The organism is Aureimonas sp. Leaf454 (assembly GCF_001424685.1).
In the GTDB taxonomy this organism is placed as follows: Bacteria; Pseudomonadota; Alphaproteobacteria; order Rhizobiales; family Rhizobiaceae; genus Plantimonas.
In genome coordinates, this window is record NZ_LMQT01000024.1 from 24,262 (window position 1) to 45,831 (window position 21,570).

A 21,570-nucleotide genomic window follows, 5' to 3' on the forward strand; every position below is an offset into this window, starting at 1 on the left:
GCTCAGTCGTAGAGGAGTTGGGAGGCCAGGAGGACGGCCAGGGCCAGGAAGGCGACGAAGCCCAGAAGCCGCCCGATCCGCATGCCGACCACCTCGATCCGGTCGGCGGGATCGGCGTCGCGCGCGGCGAAGTGGCCGGCGATCCCGCCGAGCATCCCCATCGTGCCGGCACCGACCTGCGGCTCGGTCTCCTGGCGGACGCGCCGCAGGATGGCACGGGATTCAGCGACCCCCGCCTCCTCGTGCGGCTGCCGGGCGCCCGGCCTGTCCAACGTCTTTGTCATGCGGGAAGCCTGACGGAAAAGCCGGCAAAGGGCAAGGGATCGCGACGGCCCGTCCCCGTGCGGCGGTCCCCTCGCCCGTCCCGGCTTGCCCCTGTCGCGAAAACCGGCGCCGCGCTATAGAACGGGTCCGGCGACCGTCATCGCGCCGGGGTTGCCGGTGCCGCTTCCGCGGCGCGGCTGAGACCGGAGCCTCGACATGCCGTTCATCCCTTCGATCGCCGTCTCCCGCGCGCCCTCGCCAAGGGCCGTCGTCCTCGGTCTCCTCGCCCTTCTCCTGCCGCTCCTGTCCGCCTGCGGCATCAACAACGTGCCGACCTACGAGGAACAGGCCAAGGCCGCCTGGGCCCAGGTGCAGAACCAGTACCAGCGTCGCGCCGACCTCATCCCGAACCTCGTCGAGACGGTGAAAGGCTTCGCCGCGCAGGAGAAGGAGGTCCTCACCGCCGTCGTGGAGGCGCGGGCCAAGGCGACCTCCGTCAACATCGACGCCAGCCAATTGTCCGACCCCGCCGCGATCAAGGCGTTCCAGGAGGCGCAAGGGCAGTTGTCCGGGGCGCTCGGCCGCCTGCTCGCCACCGTCGAAGCCTATCCGGACCTGAAATCCAACGCCAATTTTCTCGCGCTCCAGAGCCAGCTCGAAGGCACCGAGAACCGCATCGCGGTCGCCCGCCGCGACTACATCGAGGCCGTGCGCGTCTATAACACCGAGCTTCGCACCATCCCCGGCTCCTGGTGGGCCTCGATCTTCTACCCCGAAGCCCAGCCCCTCCAGCCCTTCACCGCCGACGAGGCCGCCGCAAGGCCGCCGACCGTCACGTTCAACTGAGGCGGCGGCTTTGGGCGAGACAAAGCAGGGGACGCCGTCCCCCGCACCCCCGGCCAAGGGACAAGTCCCTTGGATCCCTCTTCGCTTTCCGTCTTCGCGAGGGACCGTCGGCCCCTCGCGAAGACGGACGAATGAAAAGAAGGGTCCGGGAATTCTTTCCCGGGCGGGGTTCGGGGTGGCAGCCCTGCTCCTTCTCGCTCTCCCGCTCGCCGCCCAGGAACTGCCGGCTCTGACCGGGCGCGTGGTCGATGGGGCGAACCTCATCGAACCCGCCGCCGAAGCGGCGCTGACGGAAAAGCTCGCATCCTTCGAGGCGACCTCGTCGGACCAGATCGTGGTCGCGACGGTCCCCGATCTCCAGGGCTACGCGATCGAGGAGTTCGGGGTCGCCCTCGGTCGCGCCTGGAAGATCGGTCAGGCCGGCGAGAACAACGGCGTCATCCTCCTCGTCTCCTCCGGCGACCGGAAGGTGCGGATCGAGGTCGGCTACGGTCTCGAAGGCCAGCTGACCGACGCCATCGCGAGAACCGTCATCGAGACCGCCATCGTGCCCCGCTTCAAGAGCGGCGACTATGCCGGCGGCATCGAGGCGGGCGTCGAGGACATCGTCGAGGTTCTGTCGGGCAATGCCGCGGAGCTCGAGGCGCGCGCCGAACGCAACCAGGAGGGGGCGGACTGGAGCGCCGAGGACACCGGATTCGCGCTCGCCATGGCGCTCTTCATCCTCGTCTGGGCGGTGATCATCGGCATCGGGATGCTCTCCTTCCTCGCCCGGATCTTCGGCCGCAAGACCGGACGCAACACCTGGCGCTGGCTCGGGCGCAACTGGACGTCGACGGCGACGCGCGGATCGGGCATCGCGATCGGGGGATCGTCCTGGTCGAGCGGCTCGTCCTCGGGCGGTTCATCGGGCGGCGGCTTTTCGGGCGGCGGCGGGTCTTTCGGCGGCGGAGGCTCGTCCGGTTCATGGTGAAGCGACTGACATTCTCGCCGGCGGACCACGCCCGCATCAGCGAGGCGATCCGACAGGCGGAGGCCGAAACGACGGGCGAGATCTTCGCCGTCTTCGCACGCTCCAGCGACACGTATCTCGGTCAGGCGACGGCCACCGCCCTCGCCTTCTCGCTCGCGGCGGGGCTGGTCACGTCCACGATCCTCTTCGCGGCCGGCATCCCGGTGCCGGCCCTCGCGCTGGAGCTCGCGCAGGCGCTCGGCGCCCTCGCCCTTGTCGGCCTGCTCATCGCCGTCCCCGCGTCCCGGCTGCTCCTCGTGCCCCGCGGCGTCCAGCTTCGCCATGCCAGGCGTCTCGCCCGCGCGCAGTTCCTGTCGCACAACGTCCACGCGACGGAGGCGCGGACGGGCATCCTCCTCTTCGTCTCCGAAGCCGAGCACCATGCCGAGGTCATCGCCGATTCCGGCATTGCCGCCAAGGTTCCCCAGGAGGCTTGGGATGCCGTGGTCGACCGCCTGACGGAAGCGGCCGGCGCCGATCGCCTCGCCGACGGCTTCGTCCTCGCCGCCGAAGACGCCGGCCGTCTTCTCGCCCGGCACTTTCCCGGCCGCCCCGGCGACCGCAACGAACTGCCGGACCGGATCGTCGAGATCTGACAGCGCGTCGTCCGGCTCGACCGGGGGCTCGCCGTGCCCCTCAGCCCGAGAGATCGCCGAGGAGACCGGCCGCCACCGTCAGCCGGGCGACCGAGGTCTCGCCCGATCCAGCCAGCTGCGTGATCTGCCGGCCGACCCGCTCGACCACGTCGCGCCGACGCTCGGCCCAGGCCGCGACCGGCGTCGCGCCCTCGGATGTCGCGCCCTTCAGGGCTTCGCCGGTCAAGGCTCGCCGCGCGCCCGCGATCTGTCCGGCGGCCCGGTCGAGCGCCAGCATCTCGAAGTAGTCCGTGGGCTCCAGCCGGTAGAGCGCCGATTCCAGCCGCCCGATCTCGAACAGCCGCGTGATGTCGAAATAGCTGGCGATCGTCTCCTCCATCGCCATCCCTGTTTCACGTGAAACGGCCGCGATATCGGGCACGAGCGCAAGAAGCGGCAGCAGCGCCATGTCGGCGGCGAGATCGTCCGGTGCGCCGGCCTGCACCCAGCGCCGACGACGATCCTCCGCCTCGGTGCGCGCGCGCTCCGTCGCCAGCGCCAGAAGGCGCGGCGCCAGCGTCTCCACGCCGCGACGCACCTCCGGCACGATCGCGCCGAGCCCCTCCCCCATCCGCCCGTTGCGCACGAACCAGCGCGTGGTCGTCTGCAGGAAGGCGCCGAGCGTTTCGTAGAGGCCGTTCTGCGCGTCGCCGGACACGGTGCCGTCGAGAGCGTCGATGCGTCGATAGAGATCGGCGGCGCCGAATCCGTCATGCGCCGCGAGGAAGCCCGCCACCACCTCCGCCGCCGAAGCTCCTGCGGCGTCGCGAAGCGCGGTGACGAAGGTCGGTCCGATCCGGTTCACGGCAAGGTTCGCAGCGACCGTCGCCACGATCTCGCGGGCGAGGCGATGGCGACGGATGTCGCCCGCGAAATCCCGGCGCATCGGCTCCGGGAAGTAAGCGTGCAGCCGACCTTCGAGATAGGGATCGTCCGGCAGCCCGCTCGCGATCAGCTGGTCGAAGAGCACGATCTTGGCATAGGCGAGGAGCACGGCCAGTTCCGGCCGCGTCAGGCCCCGGCCGGATGCGCGAAGGTCGGCCAAGGCGGCATCGCCGGGCAGCGTCTCCACGTCGCGGTTGAGAAGCCCCGCCTCCTCGAGGACGCTCATGAACCGCGCCTGCAGCGGCAGGGCCTTCACGCCCTTGCGCTCCTCCAGGGAGAGCGCCAGCGTCTGTTCGTAATTGTTGGCGAGCACCAGGCCGGCGACCTCGTCGGTCATGCCCGCGAGGAGCGTGTTGCGGGCCTCGCGGGTGAGGCGGCCCTCCTCCATCGCGCTCTTCAGCGCGATCTTGATGTTGACCTCGACGTCCGACGTGTTGACGCCGGCCGAATTGTCGATCGCATCGGTGTTGATGCGCCCGCCCTGGCGCGCGAACTCGATGCGCCCGCGCTGCGTCGCGCCGAGATTGGCGCCCTCGCCGACGACCTTGGCGCGGATGTCCCGGCCGGTGACGCGCAGCGCGTCGTTCGCGCGGTCGCCGACCTCGGCATTGGTCTCGCCCGTCGCGCGGATATAGGTGCCGATGCCGCCGAAGAAGAGGAGGTCGACCGGCGCCTTCAGGATGGCCGTGATCACCTCGGCCGGCGTTCCCGAGCGCCGGTCCCAGCCGATCGCCGCCGCGGCCTCCTCGGACAGGCGGATCTCCTTCTCGCGCCGGGAGAACACGCCGCCCCCCCTGGAGATCAGCGCCTTGTCGTAGTCGGCCCAGGACGAGCGCGGCGTGTCGAAGAGGCGTCGGCGTTCCCCGAAGGAGGTGCCGGCGTCCGGCGCGGGGTCGATGAAGATGTCGCGATGGTCGAAGGCCGCGATGAGACGCGTCTGCCGGGAGAGGAGCATTCCGTTGCCGAAGACGTCGCCCGACATGTCGCCGCAGCCCACCGCCGAGAAGGGCATGGTCTGGATGTCGACGGGCCGCCCGTCGCGGTCGATCTCCCGGAAGTGGCGCTTCACGGCCTCCCAGGCGCCGCGGGCGGTGATGCCCATGGCCTTGTGGTCGTAGCCGACCGAGCCGCCCGACGCGAAGGCGTCGTCGAGCCAGAAGCTCTCCGACTGCGCGATGGCGTTGGCCGTGTCGGAGAAGGTCGCGGTGCCCTTGTCGGCGGCGACGACGAAATACGGGTCCTCGCCGTCGAAGCGGACCACGTTGTCGGGCGTGGCGATGTCCGTTCCCACGATGTTGTCGGTGACCGAGAGAAGCGAGGCGATGAACACGACATAGGCCGATCGCCCGGCTTCGAAGATCGCCTGCCGGTCGCCCGATTCGGGCAGGCGCTTGGGGTAGAAGCCGCCCTTGGCGCCGACCGGCACGATCACGGCGTTCTTCACCTGCTGCGCCTTCACGAGGCCGAGCACCTCGGTGCGGTAGTCCTGCGCCCGGTCCGACCAGCGCAGGCCGCCGCGCGCCACCCGCCCGAAGCGCAGATGAACGCCTTCCACCCGGGCGTCGAAGACGAAGATCTCGCGGAACGGAACCGGCGCCGGCAGGCCCTCCACGCAAGCGGAATCCAGCTTGAAGGCGAGCGCCGGCTCGACATGGCCGGGCTCGGACCCCGCGAGGGCGGAGATGCCCTCGACCGCGTAGAAATTGGTGCGCAGCGTGGCGAGGATCACGCCGAGGAGACGGTTGAGGATCCGATCCTCGTCGAGGCTCTCGACCGCCTCCAGCGCCTGCCGGATCTCGGCGAGGACGCCCAGCCCGCCGCGCTCGGCGGCCAGCCGGCTCTGGCGGTCCTCGCTGCCGTCGGCATGGGCGGGCGCGGCCTCCAGCCGGTCGCGAACGTCGCGCTTGGCCGGATCGAAGGCGGCGTCGAAGAGCTTGAAGAGCAGCGCCGCAATGGCGGGCTGGCGCACGAGCACGCTGGCGAGGAGGTCCTGGCCGTAGGGAAGGCCGGCCTGCCGCAGGTAGCGCGCATAGGCGCGCAGGACGTTCGCCTCGCGGAAGGAGAGGCCCGCCTCCAGCACGAGAGCATTGAACCCGTCGCTCTCGATGCGCCCGGCCGCGACGGCCTCGTAGGTCGCCTCCAGCGCCGGGCCGCGATCCCCGAGCGGGATCGATCCGCCGCGCTGGCGGCGCAGCTCCATGTCGTGGAGGTGGACCGTCTCGCCGTCCGCCCGGCGCATCTCGAAGGTCCGCTCGGAGACGACCGCGAAACCCATGGCCTCCAGCACCGGCACGCGCGTCGAGAGCGCGACCGCGCCGCCGAGATGGGTGAGCTTCAGGCGCAGGAGATCGTCCCAGTCCTCGGCGCGGCGATAGAAGTCGATCGAGAGCGGGCGATCCGCCGTCAGGCCCGCGATCGCCACGACGTCGCCGACCGCGTCGGCCGGCGAGAAGGCCTCCCGGTAGCCGTTCGGCAGCCGGGCCGCGGTGCGCGAGAGCTCGGCCGGCCGGCCGGCCTCCGCGAGCGCCCGGTCGAAACCGTCGTTCCAGGTCTTCGACATCTCCACGATGCGCGCTTCGAGTTCGGCCGGGTCGATCTCGGGCGTCGCGCCGCCGCGGCGGCCGATGATGAAGTGGACGCGCGCGAGCGGTCCCTCGGGAAGCGCGGGATAGAAGGCTGAGACATGGCCGGCGAAGCGGCTTGCGAGGAGTTCCCCGATCCGCTCGCGAAGCCGCGCGTCGTAGCGTTCGCGCGGAACGTAGACGAGGACCGAGACGAAGCGGTCGAAGCGGTCCGGCCGCACCAGCACGCGCACGCGCGGCCGTTCGCCGAGATCGAGGATCACGCCGGCGAAGCGCTCCAGCCGGTCGACGTCGAGCTGGAAGAGATCGTCGCGGGGATAGGATTCCAGCGTGTTCAGGAGCGCCTTGTCCGAATGCGAACCGGGCTGCAGGCCGAAGCGCGAGATCACCGTCTCGGCCTTCAGCCGAAGATAGGGGATGGTCAGGATCGAGCGTGTGTAGGCGGTCGAGGTGAACAGGCCGACGATCCGAAGTTCGCCGGCGAAGTTTCCGGCCGCGTCGTAGCGCTTGACGCCGATGTAATCCATGTAGGCGCGGCGATGCACCAGCGATCGCGAATTGGCCTTGGTGACGATCAGCGGGTTGGGCGCGTTGAGAAAGGCGCGGATCTCCGGCGTCGTCGTGACCGGCTGCCCGGAACGCGAGAGAACGCGCACGTCCGGATCGGCGAGGATGCCGAGCGGCGGCTCGTCGCGGCGCTCCAGCGCCTCCTCGTTCTCGCCGCCGACATAGTCGAACTCGCGCGCGCCGAGGAAGATGAAGTTGTCGTCGAGCAGCCAGGCGAGGAGCCTTGCCGATTCCGCGACCATGTCCCGCGTGCCCGGATCGGACTGCGCCGCCGCGCGGGCCTCCAGATCGGCGACCGCCGCCGAGACGCGCTGGCGCATCGCGGAGAAGTCGGTGACCGCCATGCGGACCTGCCCGAGAACGCGCTCCAGACCTGCGGCGAGAGCGGCATCGCCGTCCGCGCCGCCGCCGAGCGCCAGCGCCACCTGGATCAGGCTGACGCGCGAGCCGCCCGGCGCCGCGACCGGGCCGGCCGCCGCATAGCGTGCGATGCGCCCGTCCGCGTCCCGCGAAACGTCGAGGATCGGATGTGAGATGTAGTGAATGTCGGGCGTCCGCTCCGTGATCTCCGCCATCACGGAATCGAAGAGAAACGGCATGTCGTCGTTGACGATCGTGACGAGAGCCAGTGCCTCGGAACCGGCGGCGAAGCCCTCGGGTCGCTCGACCCGCACGACGGGATGTCCGGACCGGTGCTCCGAAAGGGCGACGCCCGCCCGGTTCACGGCCCGCGAAAGCGCGTCCGGCGCGAAGGGGTGAAGATCCTCCACCGGCGGCCGCGCCAGGAGAAGGTCGCCGAGCGAGGCCTCGAAGCGCGATGGCGCGATGTGCGACGCCACCGCCGCCAGTAGTTCCGCCTTGGTCATGTCGTGTCCCCCTCGGCACCGCCGACCTGTGTCCGCCGGCTGCGATGCGCCATCCGTCCGGTCGGGTCTCCCCGACGCCATCCTGATCGCCGAAGCTGACACCTGGGTGACCAGACGGAAAAGTCCCGCCAACGAGTGCGGATATTTTCACGACGGGTTGCGCGAGGAGGGCGGCGCGAGGGGCGCGCGACGGTGCCGTTTGGATGGTCCGTTCGGATCGACGCTCGGGAAGCGTCCCGGATCGGGTTCTGCGTCCGACGGTCCGCCGCGCGCCGCGGGCCCGGCCTCCTCCGGCTACTTCTTCTTCGGCGCGGAGGGCGTGTCCTTCTGGGGCGCCGCGAACTTGCTCGTCACCGTCGCGGGCGCCGCCGCCTTGGTTTTGTCCGCCTTCGGCTTGCGGGTTTCCTTGTTGCTGCGCATCTGACCCTTGGCCATGTCCTGTCCTCCTCTGGTGCTGGCGATCCCGGCCAAACTAGCACGCGCCGTGCCGCGCGAAACGGGCTCCGGGGGCCCGGCCGCCAAATTTCGTCGCGACCCGGGATACCTCGGTTCTCCGACGCGCTAGAAGCCCATCGCAGCCCTCTGCGCAAGGAACCGTCCATGACGATGACCCCGCTGAAACCGCCGCTCCGGCGCGCCGCCGTTCGGGGCTGGATGAGCTTCGACGTCGCCGCCCAGCCCTTCTTCACCGTGGTGATCACCTTCGTCTTCGGTCCCTATGTCGTGGCGAACCTGGCCGAGAACCCGGCGGCGGGTCAGGCGGCCTGGGGTGCTGCGGCGACTGTGACAGGTCTCCTCGTCGCGGTCCTCTCGCCCGTCTTCGGCGCGATCGCCGACCGGGCCGGCCCGCGAAAGCCCTGGATCGCGGCTTTCGCCACGGTGAAGATCGCAGCCCTCGCCCTTCTCTGGTTCGCCGCGCCCGGCGTGCCGATCCTGCCCGTTCTCCTCCTCGTCGTCGCCGCGCAGGCTGCCGCCGAGTTCTCCATCGTCTTCAACGACGCGATGCTGCCGAGCCTTGTCGAACCGGACGCCATCGGGCGCGTGTCCAACATCGCCTGGGGCATCGGCTATGCCGGCGGCCTGGTCTTCCTCGTCGCGGTCCTCGCCTTCCTGGCCGCCGACGCCGCGACGGGCCTGACCCTTCTCGGCATTCCCCCGCTCTTCTCGCTCGATCCCGCGACCGGCGAAGGCGCCAGGGCCACCGCTCCCCTCGCCGGCCTCTGGTACCTCCTCCTTCTCCTCCCGATGATGATCTTCACGCCGGACCGGGCGCAGCGCGCCGCCCTTGGTCCCGCCGTCGGCGGCGCGATGTCCGACCTTCTCGCCACCGGCCGCGAGGTGCGCCGGCGCCCCCATCTCTTCCGCTTTCTCCTCGCGCGGATGATCTACCAGGACGGCGTCAACGCCCTTCTCGTTCTCGGCGGCACCTTCGCCGCCGTGCTCTTCGGCTGGTCGATCACCGAAAGCGGCCTCTTCGGCATCCTCCTCAACGTCGCGGCCATCGTCGGCTGTCTCCTGGCCGGCCGGCTCGACGAACGGGCGGGGCCGAAGCCGGTGATCGCGCTCTCGATCCTCGTCCTCTTCGCCGCGACGCTCGGCATCGTCTCGACCGGACCGGCTTCGACCCTGTTCGGCCTCCTCGTCTTCGAGCCGTCGGGCGGCACGGGGCTCTTCGGCTCGCCCGCGGAGAAGGCCTATCTCGTCTGGGGCAGCCTCATCGGCCTTGCCTTCGGGCCGGTTCAGGCCTCCTCGCGGTCCTGGCTCGCCCGCAGCGTCGCGCCCGAAGAGGCCGGCCGCTTCTTCGGCTTCTACGCCCTCACCGGGCGCGCGACGTCGTTTCTCGCGACGCTCTCGGTTTCGGCCCTGACGGCCGCCGCCCTGCCCTTCGCCACCGCCGAACTCGCCGCGCGGATCGGCATGTCCGCGCTCGTCGGCTTCTTCGCCGTCGGCCTCGTCCTTCTCCTCGCGACGCCCGCGCCGGCCGCGCCCGGCGACAAGACGCTTTCCTGACGGGCCGGCATCTGGAACATGGGCCGGCGCGGCGCAGCGGCCGCGAAGCGGAGAGCCCGATGTCGCCCGACCTTCCAACCCTCGCCTGCCTCGCCGCCCTCGCCATGGCCTCGCCCGCGCTCGCCAACGATTCCGCCGCGCAGAAGGCGGCTGGCGGTCTCGTGCTCGTGGAAAGCGGGACCGTCGCGATGGAAAGCGAGGATCTCACGATCTCGCCGACCCGGATCGACATCGCCTATGTCTTTCGGAACGCCGGCGATACCGACGAAACGCTGACCGTCGCCTTTCCCCTGCCGCCGATCGAGGGCTACGGCGTCGACATGCAGCCGGTGGAGCTTCCGCGCCTGGACGAGCCGAACTTCGTCGGCTTCACGGTCGAGGTGGAAGGCGAGCGGATCGAACCCGATCTCGACGAGCAGGCCTATGTCGGGGCCGCCAACGTCACGGAGCTCCTGGAGAAGCACGCGATTCCCCTGAACCCGCTGACGCCCGCCAGCGGCGAAGCGGTGTCGAAACTGTCCGATGCCGCCTATGCCGAACTCGAAGGCGCCGGCCTGCTCGCGCCGCGCGATTTCGGCGAGGCCCTCTGGCGCTACGAGGCGAGCTTCCACTTCGACGTGACCTTTCCCGCCGGCGAGCCGGTGGAGGTCCGTCATTCCTATCAGCCGGTGGCGGGCATGAGCTTCCTGTCGGCCGCCGACGTCGAGCCCGGCACCGACCTCTCCGACACCTATTGCATCGATGCGGGAACGCGGAAGGCCCTCGGCGCCGTCATCCGCAAGGCCGCCGATGCGGCGGGAACGGACGATCCGTCCAACGCCCTCGCCTTCCTCAGGACCGTTCCCTACATCCTGACGACGGCGAACAACTGGTCCGGCCCGATCGGCCGCTTCCACCTGACGATCGACAAGGCCGCGCCCGGCAATGTCGTCAGCCTCTGCGAAAACCGCATCGAGAAGATCGGCCCGACGCGCTTCGAGGTCACCTTCGAGGACTACACACCCGCCCGCGATCTCGCGATCCTCTTCGCCGCGCCCGATCCGGCAAATTTTCAGGCGAGGTAAGCCGCCCCGCGCCAGCCCGGCCTCAACGTCCGGTGCAGGGGATCCATGGGCTCGCCGACCGTTTCGAGGTCACCGCCGCGCCCGGAGCCGCGCGGCTTCCACGGCCACGCCGAGCAGCGTCGCCTGGACGATCGTGTGGGCCAGAGCCGATTCCTTGCGGCTTTGCAGGATGTCGGCCTCGATCCGCGCCAGCACCGTCGAGAGTTCCGACAGAGGCCAGAGGCCGAGCGCGGTCTCCAGCGCCGCCTTGCGCCGAAAATGCGGATGCCGGCTTTCCGCGACGCGCGACACGCTCTGGCCACCCTTCTCGACCGACTGGCGCATCAGCTGGAGAGACTGGAAGTGGCGGAGCAGGCCCTGCTGCAGGAGGAACCCCTGCGTTCCCGCCGCGGTCAGCCGCTCGATCAGTTCGGGCAGCTTCTTGACCTCGCCCGTCGCCGCCGCGTCGATCGTCTCATCGACCGTGTCGACCGAGACGTCGCCGACGATCGCCTCGATATCCGCGATCTCGATCGCGCCCTTTCCGTGGCAGTAGAGGCAGAGCTTCTGCACTTCGCCGCGCGAGGCGAGACGGTCGGCGCCGAGGCGCTCGCGCAGGGCCTCGCGGGCCTCCTTCGAAATCGACAGGGCCGCGATCTTCAGCTCCGCGTCGATCATGCCGTCGAGCGCCCGCGCCTCGTCGGGATAGCAGGGCAAGGCCATCGCGGCCCGGCCCTTCTCCGCGGCCAGACGCAGCGGCGCGCCCTTCTTCATGTCGCCGCCCTCGACGACGATGGTCGCATCGCGCGGCGGATCGTCACCGAGGGCTGCGACGGCCGAGGCGAGGTTCTTGCCCGAGCCCGAGCCCGCGCCGCGCACCCGGACGAAGCGCCGGCCGCCGAAGAGCGAGAGCGTGCGCGCCTCGTCGAAGAGCCGCCCGACATCCTTCTCCACCTCGTCCGCCTGGAGCGTGACGGCGGAGAAGGGATCGGCGGCGTCGACGCCGGAGAGTTCGGCGATCTTCGCGGCCCGCTCCGAAACGAGACCGGCGTCCGGTCCGTAGAGGAGCACGACGGGAAAGCTCGTATCTCGCCGCGACAGAAAAGCCTCGACCTCGCCGGCCTTCTTCTGTGCCATCAGCCGAAGACCGAAAGCCGGCTCACGACCGGCCTTCCAGATCCTTCGCGATCGCATTCGCCACCGCCAGCGTCACGCGCTCGGCGGCTTCCTTGCCCGCGGTCTCGCGCGCGTCGAGCACGGCCCGCGATGCGGCGAAGAGCTGCTCGCTGCGGTCGAAGGGCGTGGAGGCGAAGCGCGTTCCGCTCGCGATCACCTGCGAATCCGAGATGCGCACCACCTGATAGCTGACCGTTACGCGGAAGAGGCTGGCGGAGGGAACGCCCGTGCCCCGCTGGATCGACACGACCTGCTCGGCCCCGCGCACGATCGGACGGATCTCGTAGAGCAGCGGCGAAACCGGTTCGCGGCCGCCGTTCAGACCGAAGATCAGCTGGTTGCGCACGATCTGCGCGGTGCGATCGTTGGCGGGGGCGACGCCGATGCGCCCGCGTGCGGCGGCGAGCCCGCCGATCGTCGGGGCCTTCAGGTCGAGCGAGGCGTCGCCGCCCCGGTAGAGCGGCTGCACCGTGCAGCCGGCCGCCATCGTCAGCGCGGCGAGAAGCGCCAGGCCTCTTCCACGCGACCCCAGACCCTCAAACCACGACATTCACGATCCTTCCGGGTACCACCACGATGCGCTTCGGCGTGCGCCCCTCGAGGGCGCTGGCGACGAAATCGAGCGCCATGACGGCGGCCTCGACATCAGCTTGGACGGCCTTGGCCGAGACGGTCAAGTCGCCGCGCTTCTTCCCATTGACCTGGACCGGCAGCGTGATCTCGTCGACGACGAGGAGCGCGGGATCGGCCGCCGGCCAGGACGCGGCGGCGCAGAGGCCCTCCTGCCCGAGCGCCGCCCAGCATTCCTCGGCCAGATGCGGCATCATCGGCGCGACCAGCCGCACGAGATAGGAGAGAGCCTCGCGCGCCGCCTCCCGCTGCGCCGCATCGCTCTCCAGGTCCGCTTCGCCGAAGGCGGCCGACAGCGTGTTGACGAGTTCGTAGAGCCGCGCGACCGCCTTGTTGAAGGCGAGCCGCTCGATGTCGTCGCCGATGCCGGCCGCGGTGCGGTGCGCCGCCCGGCGCAGGGCCGTAGCCTTCACCGCGTCCGTGCCGGCCGCGCCGCCCGTCGCCCTGAGGCGGGGCGCCGTCTCCGACACGAGCCGCCAGAGCCGCTGCACGAAGCGGTGCGCGCCTTCGACGCCCGCCTCCGTCCAGATCACGTCGCGCTCCGGCGGGGAATCCGACAGCATGAACCAGCGCGCGGTGTCCGCCCCGTAGGAGGCGATGATGTCGTCGGGATCGACCACGTTCTTCTTCGACTTCGACATCTTCTCGATCGAGCCGATCTCGAGCGGCGCGCCGTCGGAGATGCGCGTCGCCGTGCGCGTGCCGTCCTTCTCCTCTAGGCGGATGTCGGCCGGCGCGACCCAGTCGCGGCCCGAGCGATAGGTCTCGTGGACGACCATGCCTTGCGTGAAGAGGCCCTTGAAGGGCTCGACGAGGTCGAGATGCCCGCAATCCTTCATCGCGCGGACGAAGAAGCGGGAATAGAGGAGGTGCAGGATCGCGTGCTCGATGCCGCCGATATACTGGTCGACCGGCAGCCAGCGATTGGCGATCTGCGGATCGGTCGGCTCGTGGGCACGCGGCGCGGTGAAGCGCGCGAAATACCAGGAGCTGTCGACGAACGTGTCCATCGTGTCGGTTTCGCGCAAAGCCGGCCCGCCGCATTGCGGGCAGGTGGCGTTGCGCCAGGTCGGATGGCGGTCGAGCGGATTGCCGGGCTTGTCGAAGTCGATGTCGTCGGGAAGCTTGACCGGCAGGTTCGCCTTCGCTTCCGGCACGACGCCGCAGGACTCGCAGTGGAGCACCGGGATCGGACAGCCCCAATAGCGCTGGCGCGACACGCCCCAGTCGCGCAGGCGAAAGTTCACGCGACGCTCGGCCTGCGGACGGCCGTCGAGGAGGTTCGCCTCCAATTGCCGGGCGACGGCGTCGAAACCCTCCGAGGGCGTCATCCCGTCGAGGAAGCGCGAATGGAAGAGCCGCCCCTCGCCGTCATAGGCGGTCGTCGCGACCTCGAAGGTCGCGGCATCCGCGCCCTCCGGCAGGACGACGGGCACGACCGGTAGCTCGTACTTGCGGGCGAAGTCGAGGTCGCGCTGGTCGTGCGCGGGGCAGCCGAAGATCGCGCCCGTGCCGTAGTCCATGAGGACGAAATTCGCGACATAGACCGGTAGCGTCCAGTTCGGATCGAACGGATGAACCGCCTGGATGCCGGTGTCGAAGCCCCGCTTCTCCGCCGTCTCGATCTCCTCCGCCGAGGTGCCCCCGCGCTTCACCTCCTCGATGAAGGCGGCGAGCGCCGGGTTGGTCTGGGCAGCGGCCTTCGCCAGGGGATGGTCGGCCGCGACCGCCAGGAACGACGCGCCGAACAGCGTGTCCGGCCGCGTCGTGAAGACGGAGAGCTCGGCCTGGCCGGCCGGCGCCCCGGCTAGCGCCCAGCGGACCACGAGGCCTTCCGAGCGGCCGATCCAGTTCTTCTGCATGAGCCGGACCTTGTCCGGCCAGTTCGGCAACGTGTCGAGCGCGGCGAGCAGGTCCTCGGCATAATCGGTGATGCGGAAGAACCATTGCGTCAGTTCGCGCTGCTCGACCTCCGCGCCCGAGCGCCAGCCGCGCCCGTCGATCACCTGCTCGTTGGCGAGCACGGTGTTGTCGACGGGGTCCCAGTTCACCTTGGATTTCCGGCGATAGGCGATGCCTTTCTCGAGGAAGTCGAGAAAGAGCATCTGCTGGCGGTGATAGTATTCGACGTCGCAGGTCGCGAACTCGCGGGACCAGTCGAGCGACAGGCCCATGCTCTTGAGCTGCCCGCGCATGGTCGCGATGTTCTGGTAGGTCCAGTCGCGCGGATGCACCTTGTTCTGCATGGCGGCGTTCTCGGCCGGCATTCCGAAGGCGTCCCAGCCCATCGGGTGCAGCACGTTGAAGCCCTTGGCCCGCTTGTAGCGCGCCACCACGTCGCCCATCGCGTAGTTGCGCACATGGCCCATGTGGATGCGCCCCGACGGATAGGGAAACATTTCCAGGACGTAATAGGTCTCGCCCGCCGCATCGTCCCGTGTCTCGAAGAGCTTGGCCGCCTCCCAGGCCTCCCGCCAGCGCGGCTCGGCCTCGCGGGGGTGGTAGCGTTCGATGGCTCGGTCGCTCGACCGGTCGCTGGTGGTGGACATGAGGGTCGCGTCTCGTTGAAGGTCGGGCGTCGATCGGGATCGGCTTGTATCTCGGCTGTCGCCGTTCAACACGGGAGCCGGACGCGCGTCAACCAAATCGCGCCGGTGTCTGGGCGGGATCGAAGCGCTGGGATAGAAGATGACAGGATCGGTTTTCGGGGGCGGAAGCAGCAGCGCCGGGCCAGCGGCGCGACCGGGGGAGACGGGCTCCCCCAGCTGAGGCGACAGCCTCGCTCCCGAGAAGGAGGTGATGCCATGTGGTTCATACCACTCAGCATCGCGCTGGATGTGAAACGGACACCGAGTGGCTGGCGAGTCACTCTCCGGGTCCTGATCTGACTCTCGTAAAGGATGCTGGCCCTAGGTTCAGCAGCCGCTCCTGCAATGTAGCCCATTCCGGTCTCATTTTCATAGCATCCGTTCGAAAGCCCAGATATGACCGTCCTCGATCAGTACCGCGCCGTCGCCGCCGCCATCGCGGAGGCGGAAAGCGAGGCCGGCCGTCCCGCCGGTTCCGTCGCCCTTGTCGCGGTGTCGAAGACCTATGATGGCGAGGCGATCCGCCCGGTGCTCGACGCCGGACAGCGCGTTTTCGGCGAAAACCGCGTGCAGGAGGCCATGGGCAAGTGGCCCGCCCTTCGCGAGGCCTATCCCGGCGTGGAACTCCACCTCATCGGCCCGCTCCAGTCGAACAAGTCCGCGGAAGCGGTCGCGACCTTCGACGTGATCGAGACGGTCGACCGCGAAAAGATCGCCGCCGCCCTTTCGGCGGAGATGATGAAGCAGGGCCGAAGGCTCGCGGTCTACGTTCAGGTGAACACCGGGGAGGAGCCGCAGAAGGCCGGCATTCCCCCTCGCGAAGCCGTCGCCTTCGTGACCCGCTGCCGCAGCGTCCACGGTCTCGATGTCGTCGGCCTCATGTGCATTCCGCCCGCCGACGAGAATCCTGGCCCGCATTTCGCCCTTCTGGCGAAACTGGCAAAGGAATCCGGCTTACCGAAGCTCTCCATGGGCATGTCCGGCGATTACGAGACCGCCATCGCCTTCGGCGCGACCAGCGTGCGCGTCGGCTCCGCGATCTTCGGCGCGCGCCCGCCGCAGGGCTGAGAGTATCCGGCCGGGTTTCGTCGCCTGTCCCCGCGTGACATGACCGGCGAGACGGAGCCGGCGAAACGTGGTGGATAAGACGAGCGGATAAGACGGAGCGGGCGGGCCGGCGAGCGGGCTGCGCGCCCTCCGGCTGCCCGCTGTCCGGCCTACTCCCGCAAAGGGGGAGAAGACCTCCGTCCCGAACGGTTCCGTCGTCCCTCGCCCCCACGCGCCGCGAGGATCGATACCGTCCGATCCGATGGAACGGCCGCCCCGTCCCCGCATTCCCGTGTCGCCGCCGCGCAAGGGGCGCTCGAAGCCGGGGGAATGCCGATGTCCGACGTCACCGCGGGAGCGCACCGGCGCAGGGTCGCCAGCGATACGCTGGTCGTCACGGGCATCGTCCTCGCTTCGGTCCTTCTCGTCCTCGTCGTCTATGCCGCCTCGACGGCCTTCCTTCTCGTGTTCGCGGCCCTGCTGCTCGCCGCGATCTTCTGCGGCCTCGGCCATCTCCTGCAGCGGCTCGGCCTGCCGCGCGCGATCGCCATGGTCGCGGTCTATCTCCTGGCGCTGGCCGCCATTGTCGTCCCCATCGCCTGGGGCGGCATCGCTCTGGTCCAGGAGTTCAACTCGCTCCTCGCAGGTGCGCTGAAGCAGGCCGACAGGCTCTGGACGATGCTGGGCGACATGGGCTTGCCCGTCGGCGGCGAGGATGGAAAGCCGATGGCCTCGACGCTGCAGGACCTTCTTCCCAACTCCTCGGGCCTGGCCGCCTCGGCGCAGAAGGCGATCTTCTCCTTCCTCGGCGGTTTCGGAAACCTCTTCGTCGTCGTCTTCCTCGCGATCTTCATCTCCTGGCAGCCGCGCCTCTACCGCTCGGGCGTGACCAGCCTCTTCCCCCGCCACAAGCGCGCCCGCATCGGCGACGTGCTGGACAGATCGGCCCGCTCGCTGATCCTCTGGGTGGCGGGCGACGCGATCTCGATGGCGACGATCTTCGTCGTCTCCTGGGCGGGCCTCTGGCTCATCTCGATGCCGAACGCCTTTCTCCTCGCGCTGCAGGCGGGCCTTCTCGCCTTCATCCCGACGCTCGGCGCCTTCGTGGCGGGCGTCATTATCCTTCTCTCCGCGCTGGCCGTCTCGCCCGAAATGGCGCTCTGGGCGCTCGGCGTCTACGTGCTCATCCAGGGCATCGAGAGCAACGTCACGACCCCGATCGCGCAGCGCTACATGACCGCGCTCGCGCCGGCCCTGACCCTCGGCTTCCAGATCCTGTTCGGCCTCCTCTTCGGCCTTCTCGGCTTCATCCTCGCGGTGCCCTTCCTGGCGGTGCTGAAGGTGCTGGTGGACGAACTCTACATCAGGGACGTGCTCGGCGGCGCCGAGCCGGCCGAGACCTGAGCCGCTGCGGAAGCCTTCGAAAGTATGAGACCGGCCGTCTGGAACTCTCCCCGCCGCCTGTTTAGATTGCGCGGGTGACGCAACAGCACCCCCCGAGGATCGGGCACGATCCTCGGACCGGACGGGTGTGGAAGCGCCAGCACGGATAGAGAGATTCACAAGCGTTGGAGCGTCCTTCGTGCGTCCGGAAGGACGCCCGGCGCTCGAAGGGCGGCCGGTCGGGTCGCCAGGGACGACGCCGTCGCGCGGAGAGGCCCGGATCCGGGTGCGCGGACGGCATCGGACAGACACGAGGCGTCCGGTGTTTCCGCGTGGAAGCGCCCGGCGCCCGAAGGGCTTCCGCCGAAGAGAAGCCGCATCGGGATCAAGGGGGAGAACGGGCATGGTGACGATCGCGGTCAAGGACGAATGGAAGGCGGGTGCTCATATCGACGAGGCCGGCTATGAAGCCGGCTATCGCCGGTCGGTCGAGGATCCCGACGGCTTCTGGGCCGAGGCCGCCCAGCGCATCACCTGGATCGAGCCCTTCCAGACGGTGAAGAACGCCTCCTTCGAGCCCGGCGCCGTGTCCATCAAATGGTTCGAGGACGGCAAGCTCAACGTTTCCGCCAATTGCCTCGACCGGCACCTCGCCTCGCGGGGCGACCAGACCGCCATTCTCTTCGAGGGCGACGATCCGACCGATTCGCGGGCGATCACCTACCGCGAGGCCTATGAGGAGGTCTGCCGCATGGCGAACGTCCTGAAGGGCCGGGGCGTGAAGCGCGGCGACCGCGTGACGATCTACATGCCGATGATCCCCGAAGCCGCCTATGCCATGCTCGCCTGCGCGCGGATCGGCGCGGTCCATTCCGTCGTGTTCGGCGGCTTCTCGCCGGATGCGCTCGCGGGCCGCATCGAGGGCGCGGCATCGACGGTCGTCATCACGTCCGACGAGGGCCGGCGCGGTGGCAGGACCGTGCCGCTGAAGGCCAATGTCGACCGCGCCGTCGAGATCGCGGCCAAGGCCGGCCAGGCCGTCGAGACCGTGCTCGTCGTGAAGCGGACGGGCGGCGACGTCGCGGTCACGCAAGGCCGCGACCTCTGGTGGCACGAAGCGCGCGAGAGCGTTCCCGCGACCTGCGAGCCCGTGGCGATGGGCGCGGAGGACCCGCTCTTCATCCTCTACACGTCGGGCTCGACCGGCAAGCCGAAGGGCGTGCTGCACACGTCCGGCGGCTATCTCGTCTACGCCGCGATGACGCACCAGTATGTCTTCGATTACCGCGAGGGCGAGGTCTACTGGTGCACGGCCGATGTCGGCTGGGTCACCGGTCACAGCTACATCGTCTACGGCCCCCTCGCCAACGGCGCGACGACCGTGATGTTCGAGGGCGTGCCGAACTATCCCGACGCCTCGCGCTTCTGGCAGGTCATCGACAAGCACAAGGTCAACATCTTCTACACCGCCCCGACCGCCATCCGCGCCCTGATGAGCCAGGGCGAGGGTCCGGTGAAGTCGACCTCGCGCGCCTCGCTCCGCGTGCTCGGCTCGGTCGGCGAGCCGATCAACCCGGAAGCCTGGAACTGGTACTACCGCGTCGTCGGCGACGAGCGCTGCCCGGTCGTCGACACGTGGTGGCAGACCGAGACGGGCGGCATCCTCATCACGCCCCTCCCCGGCGCGACGCCGCTGAAGCCCGGCTCCGCCACCCGCCCCTTCTTCGGCGTCGTGCCGGAGCTCGTCGACAACGAGGGCCATGTCCTCGAAGGCGCCGCCGAGGGCAATCTCTGCATCACGCAGAGTTGGCCCGGCCAGATGCGCACCGTCTACGGCGATCACGAGCGCTTCGAGCAGACCTATTTCTCGACCTATCCCGGCAAGTACTTCACCGGCGACGGCGCACGGCGCGACGAGGACGGCTATTGGTGGATCACCGGCCGCGTCGACGACGTCATCAACGTCTCCGGCCACCGCATGGGCACGGCCGAAGTGGAATCCGCGCTGGTCGCCCATCCCAAGGTCTCGGAAGCCGCCGTCGTCGGCTATCCCCACGACCTGAAGGGTCAGGGCATTTACTGCTATGTCACGCTGATGGCCGGCATCGAGCCCTCGGACGAGCTGAGACGAGAACTCGTCGCGCATGTGCGCCATGAGATCGGCCCGATCGCATCGCCCGACAAGATCCAGTTCTCGCCGGGCCTGCCCAAGACCCGCTCCGGCAAGATCATGCGCCGCATCCTGCGCAAGATCGCGGAGGACGATTTCGGCGCGCTCGGCGACACCTCGACGCTGGCCGATCCCGGGGTCGTGGACGACCTCATCGGCAACCGCCAGAACAAGCGGGGCTGAAAGGCGTCGGGTCGGAGGAACGAGAGGACGGGCTCCCGTGAGGACAGGAGGGAGCCCCGTCCCCGGCGGCTTGCCCCGCCGTTGGAACTTGAGCAGAAACGTCCTTTTCCGCCCAAGGCTTGCGTCAATCTGACGTCTTTTTCCTCACGCCCTTGCGCTGCCACATTTCGCGTCCCATAGTCTTCTCGTGTTCAACGAAGGAAAAGGAGGTGATCCAATGTCGAGTGATTTCCAAATGCCGGTTGGGTCTTTGTATCTCAGCGTCGGGACGAAGCAGCCTTCTTCCTTCGTTTAAAGATATGTCGATCCGGTAAGGTCGTCCGACCCCCGGCATGACAGACGTCACGGGGCCGCTCCTTAACGATAGGGAGCGGCCTTTTGCGTTCGTATGCAGATGTGTCATGGCCGTGGAGCCGTTCCCGCCGGGCCGGCCACGGTTGCCGAGGCGGCCGCAAGACCCCGTCTATGGCCGAGGCGAGACGGAAACGGTCAATCCGGAGCTTGTTCGCGCACGCCCATGACCACCACCGCGGCCCCGCGAGCCCCGCGCCTGGCCCGGTGTCCGGCCGAGACCCTAGACGTCCGTCTGCCGGAACCGCCGAAACGTCCCGCGCCCGGCGGATTTGGCGGCGTAGAGCGCGCTGTCGGCCTGTTGGAAGAGCTCCGTCGGCGTGACGGCCCTGCCCGAACGATCCACGGCGGCGATACCGACCGAGGCACCGATCTGAAAGCGCCGGCTCTCGTGCTCGATGGGCGATCGCAAGGCCGCGACGATGTCGCCGGCGATGCGATCGGCGATATCGTCCTCGTGTCCGGCTCGAAGGAGCACCGCGAACTCGTCGCCGCCGATCCGCGCGACGAGGATCGCGCCCGCACAGACGGACGCGATGGCTCGGCCGGCCGCTCTCAGGCATTCGTCGCCGAGAACGTGTCCGAACGTGTCGTTGACCTGCTTGAAGCCGTCGAGATCGATGATGAGAAGAGCGCCGAGCCCGGCCTCCTCGTCCATGCCGGCGGACAGACAGGATTGAAAGCGGGTTCGGTTGGCGAGGCCGGTGACGATGTCGAACTCCGCCAGATACCGCGTGCGGTCCGACAGGAGCTTCTCCTCGGTGATGTCCTGTTTCATGCCGAAGATGCGGACGGGCTCGCCATTCTCGCATTCGACGGTCGCCGTCACCCGGATCCAGCGCTGCCGGCCCGACGTCGTCGTGATGGCGGCATCGAATTCGAAGCCGGATCGCTCTGCGATGGCCCGGCTTCTCAGCGTCTGAAGCTCCGCGGCGGAGGCCTCGGAATAGCAGCGGAGCGTCAGTTGCCGGCTCGGCCGGCTGCCGCGCGGCAGTTCGAACATGTCGTAGACGCCGTCCGTCCAGCGCAGCGTCTCGCTCGGCAGATCGCATTCCCAGACGCCGATGCGCGCGACGCGAGCCGCCCGCTCGAAGATCTTAGCGCTATGGGCGAGTTCCGCGGCCTGGGCCCGGATGATGGCGGCCTGCGCGGCGATCTCGGCTTCGAGGACGGCGATCCTCAGCGCCGCGCCCTGTCCGACCATCGGTGCTCCCCCATCGTCCTCTCGGGACTCCGCGACGAAGCTGTGGCGTTCCTGAACGATTGAACCGGGACGAGCGGACATGGAAGGGATGCTTTCTCCACTTCTGGCTGTCCTAAAATAGGAGCACA

General features: G+C 69.1%; 15 protein-coding genes. 8 read left to right on the top strand and 7 right to left on the bottom strand.

The annotated features are described in order from the left end of the window. Positions 1–2 precede the first annotated feature (2 nt). Positions 3–284 carry a hypothetical protein gene (locus tag ASG43_RS19425; protein ID WP_056508470.1) on the bottom strand — a complete coding sequence of 94 codons (282 nt, stop codon included), beginning with the start codon at positions 282–284 and terminating at the stop codon, positions 3–5. Between the two features lie 196 nt (positions 285–480). Between ASG43_RS19425 and ASG43_RS19430 the strand changes: the two genes are divergently transcribed. The 3 genes from ASG43_RS19430 to ASG43_RS19440 all read left to right on the top strand — a co-directional run bounded on the left by ASG43_RS19430 (position 481) and on the right by ASG43_RS19440 (position 2,718). Further along, positions 481–1,110 (top strand): LemA family protein, encoded by a 630-nt coding sequence (locus ASG43_RS19430; RefSeq protein WP_056508472.1) that lies wholly within the window; start codon positions 481–483, stop codon positions 1,108–1,110. A gap of 175 nt (positions 1,111–1,285) precedes the next feature. Then, positions 1,286–2,083, top strand: a complete 798-nt coding sequence (locus ASG43_RS19435) for a TPM domain-containing protein (RefSeq protein ID WP_056508474.1) — start codon at positions 1,286–1,288, stop codon at positions 2,081–2,083. Continuing rightward, complete coding sequence (locus tag ASG43_RS19440; RefSeq protein WP_056508475.1) at positions 2,077–2,718, top strand: hypothetical protein; 642 nt, start codon at positions 2,077–2,079, stop codon at positions 2,716–2,718. The genes ASG43_RS19435 and ASG43_RS19440 overlap by 7 nt, the downstream gene beginning before the upstream one ends. A 40-nt stretch (positions 2,719–2,758) precedes the next feature. Here ASG43_RS19440 and ASG43_RS19445 read toward each other — a convergent pair whose 3' ends face one another. Continuing rightward, entirely contained in the window at positions 2,759–7,738 is a 4,980-nt protein-coding gene (locus tag ASG43_RS19445) for an NAD-glutamate dehydrogenase (protein WP_348271095.1), read from the bottom strand. Between the two features lie 213 nt (positions 7,739–7,951). After that, complete coding sequence (locus tag ASG43_RS23340; RefSeq protein WP_200939537.1) at positions 7,952–8,092, bottom strand: hypothetical protein; 141 nt, start codon at positions 8,090–8,092, stop codon at positions 7,952–7,954. 165 nt (positions 8,093–8,257) lie between these two features. On the opposite strand from ASG43_RS23340, the gene ASG43_RS19450 reads away from it, so the two are divergent. Together ASG43_RS19450 and ASG43_RS19455 are read left to right on the top strand one after the other, a co-directional pair. Then, entirely contained in the window at positions 8,258–9,667 is a 1,410-nt protein-coding gene (locus tag ASG43_RS19450; protein WP_244488167.1) for an MFS transporter, read from the top strand. 59 nt (positions 9,668–9,726) lie between these two features. After that, positions 9,727–10,731 carry a DUF4424 family protein gene (locus ASG43_RS19455; RefSeq protein ID WP_056508479.1) on the top strand — a complete coding sequence of 335 codons (1,005 nt, stop codon included), beginning with the start codon at positions 9,727–9,729 and terminating at the stop codon, positions 10,729–10,731. Positions 10,732–10,800: 69 nt separating this feature from the next. Here ASG43_RS19455 and holA read toward each other — a convergent pair whose 3' ends face one another. From holA to leuS, 3 genes are read right to left on the bottom strand one after another with little or no spacing between them, the layout of a single operon-like run. Beyond that, positions 10,801–11,847: a DNA polymerase III subunit delta gene (holA, locus tag ASG43_RS19460; RefSeq protein ID WP_056508481.1), complete on the bottom strand. Its 1,047-nt coding sequence runs from the start codon at positions 11,845–11,847 to the stop codon at positions 10,801–10,803. Between the two features lie 22 nt (positions 11,848–11,869). After that, positions 11,870–12,436 (bottom strand): hypothetical protein, encoded by a 567-nt coding sequence (locus tag ASG43_RS19465; protein ID WP_082491069.1) that lies wholly within the window; start codon positions 12,434–12,436, stop codon positions 11,870–11,872. Continuing rightward, complete coding sequence (gene leuS / locus ASG43_RS19470) at positions 12,423–15,065, bottom strand: leucine--tRNA ligase (RefSeq protein WP_056508485.1); 2,643 nt, start codon at positions 15,063–15,065, stop codon at positions 12,423–12,425. The genes ASG43_RS19465 and leuS overlap by 14 nt, the downstream gene beginning before the upstream one ends. A 435-nt stretch (positions 15,066–15,500) precedes the next feature. On the opposite strand from leuS, the gene ASG43_RS19475 reads away from it, so the two are divergent. The 3 genes from ASG43_RS19475 to acs all read left to right on the top strand — a co-directional run bounded on the left by ASG43_RS19475 (position 15,501) and on the right by acs (position 19,887). Then, positions 15,501–16,172 carry a YggS family pyridoxal phosphate-dependent enzyme gene (locus ASG43_RS19475; protein ID WP_056508487.1) on the top strand — a complete coding sequence of 224 codons (672 nt, stop codon included), beginning with the start codon at positions 15,501–15,503 and terminating at the stop codon, positions 16,170–16,172. Between the two features lie 315 nt (positions 16,173–16,487). After that, positions 16,488–17,555, top strand: a complete 1,068-nt coding sequence (locus ASG43_RS19480) for an AI-2E family transporter (protein WP_162244749.1) — start codon at positions 16,488–16,490, stop codon at positions 17,553–17,555. Positions 17,556–17,937: 382 nt separating this feature from the next. Next, positions 17,938–19,887: an acetate--CoA ligase gene (gene acs / locus ASG43_RS19485; RefSeq protein WP_056508491.1), complete on the top strand. Its 1,950-nt coding sequence runs from the start codon at positions 17,938–17,940 to the stop codon at positions 19,885–19,887. A 574-nt stretch (positions 19,888–20,461) separates the two neighbouring features. Here acs and ASG43_RS19490 read toward each other — a convergent pair. Then, positions 20,462–21,442: a diguanylate cyclase gene (locus ASG43_RS19490; protein ID WP_156386798.1), complete on the bottom strand. Its 981-nt coding sequence runs from the start codon at positions 21,440–21,442 to the stop codon at positions 20,462–20,464. Positions 21,443–21,570: the final 128 nt, after the last annotated feature.

Bases quoted from the DNA above. Each gene is read 5' to 3' on its own strand.
- ASG43_RS19425 (WP_056508470.1), bottom strand. From the start codon at position 284: ATGACAAAGACGTTGGACAGGCCGGGCGCCCGGCAGCCGCACGAGGAG.
- ASG43_RS19430 (WP_056508472.1), top strand. From the start codon at position 481: ATGCCGTTCATCCCTTCGATCGCCGTCTCCCGCGCGCCCTCGCCAAGG.
- ASG43_RS19440 (WP_056508475.1), top strand. From the start codon at position 2,077: ATGGTGAAGCGACTGACATTCTCGCCGGCGGACCACGCCCGCATCAGC.
- ASG43_RS19445 (WP_348271095.1), bottom strand. From the start codon at position 7,738: ATGGCGTCGGGGAGACCCGACCGGACGGATGGCGCATCGCAGCCGGCG.
- ASG43_RS23340 (WP_200939537.1), bottom strand. From the start codon at position 8,092: ATGGCCAAGGGTCAGATGCGCAGCAACAAGGAAACCCGCAAGCCGAAG.
- ASG43_RS19450 (WP_244488167.1), top strand. From the start codon at position 8,258: ATGACGATGACCCCGCTGAAACCGCCGCTCCGGCGCGCCGCCGTTCGG.
- ASG43_RS19455 (WP_056508479.1), top strand. From the start codon at position 9,727: ATGTCGCCCGACCTTCCAACCCTCGCCTGCCTCGCCGCCCTCGCCATG.
- holA (WP_056508481.1), bottom strand. From the start codon at position 11,847: ATGGCACAGAAGAAGGCCGGCGAGGTCGAGGCTTTTCTGTCGCGGCGA.
- ASG43_RS19465 (WP_082491069.1), bottom strand. From the start codon at position 12,436: ATGTCGTGGTTTGAGGGTCTGGGGTCGCGTGGAAGAGGCCTGGCGCTT.
- leuS (WP_056508485.1), bottom strand. From the start codon at position 15,065: ATGTCCACCACCAGCGACCGGTCGAGCGACCGAGCCATCGAACGCTAC.
- ASG43_RS19475 (WP_056508487.1), top strand. From the start codon at position 15,501: ATGACCGTCCTCGATCAGTACCGCGCCGTCGCCGCCGCCATCGCGGAG.
- ASG43_RS19480 (WP_162244749.1), top strand. From the start codon at position 16,488: ATGTCCGACGTCACCGCGGGAGCGCACCGGCGCAGGGTCGCCAGCGAT.
- acs (WP_056508491.1), top strand. From the start codon at position 17,938: ATGGTGACGATCGCGGTCAAGGACGAATGGAAGGCGGGTGCTCATATC.
- ASG43_RS19490 (WP_156386798.1), bottom strand. From the start codon at position 21,442: ATGGTCGGACAGGGCGCGGCGCTGAGGATCGCCGTCCTCGAAGCCGAG.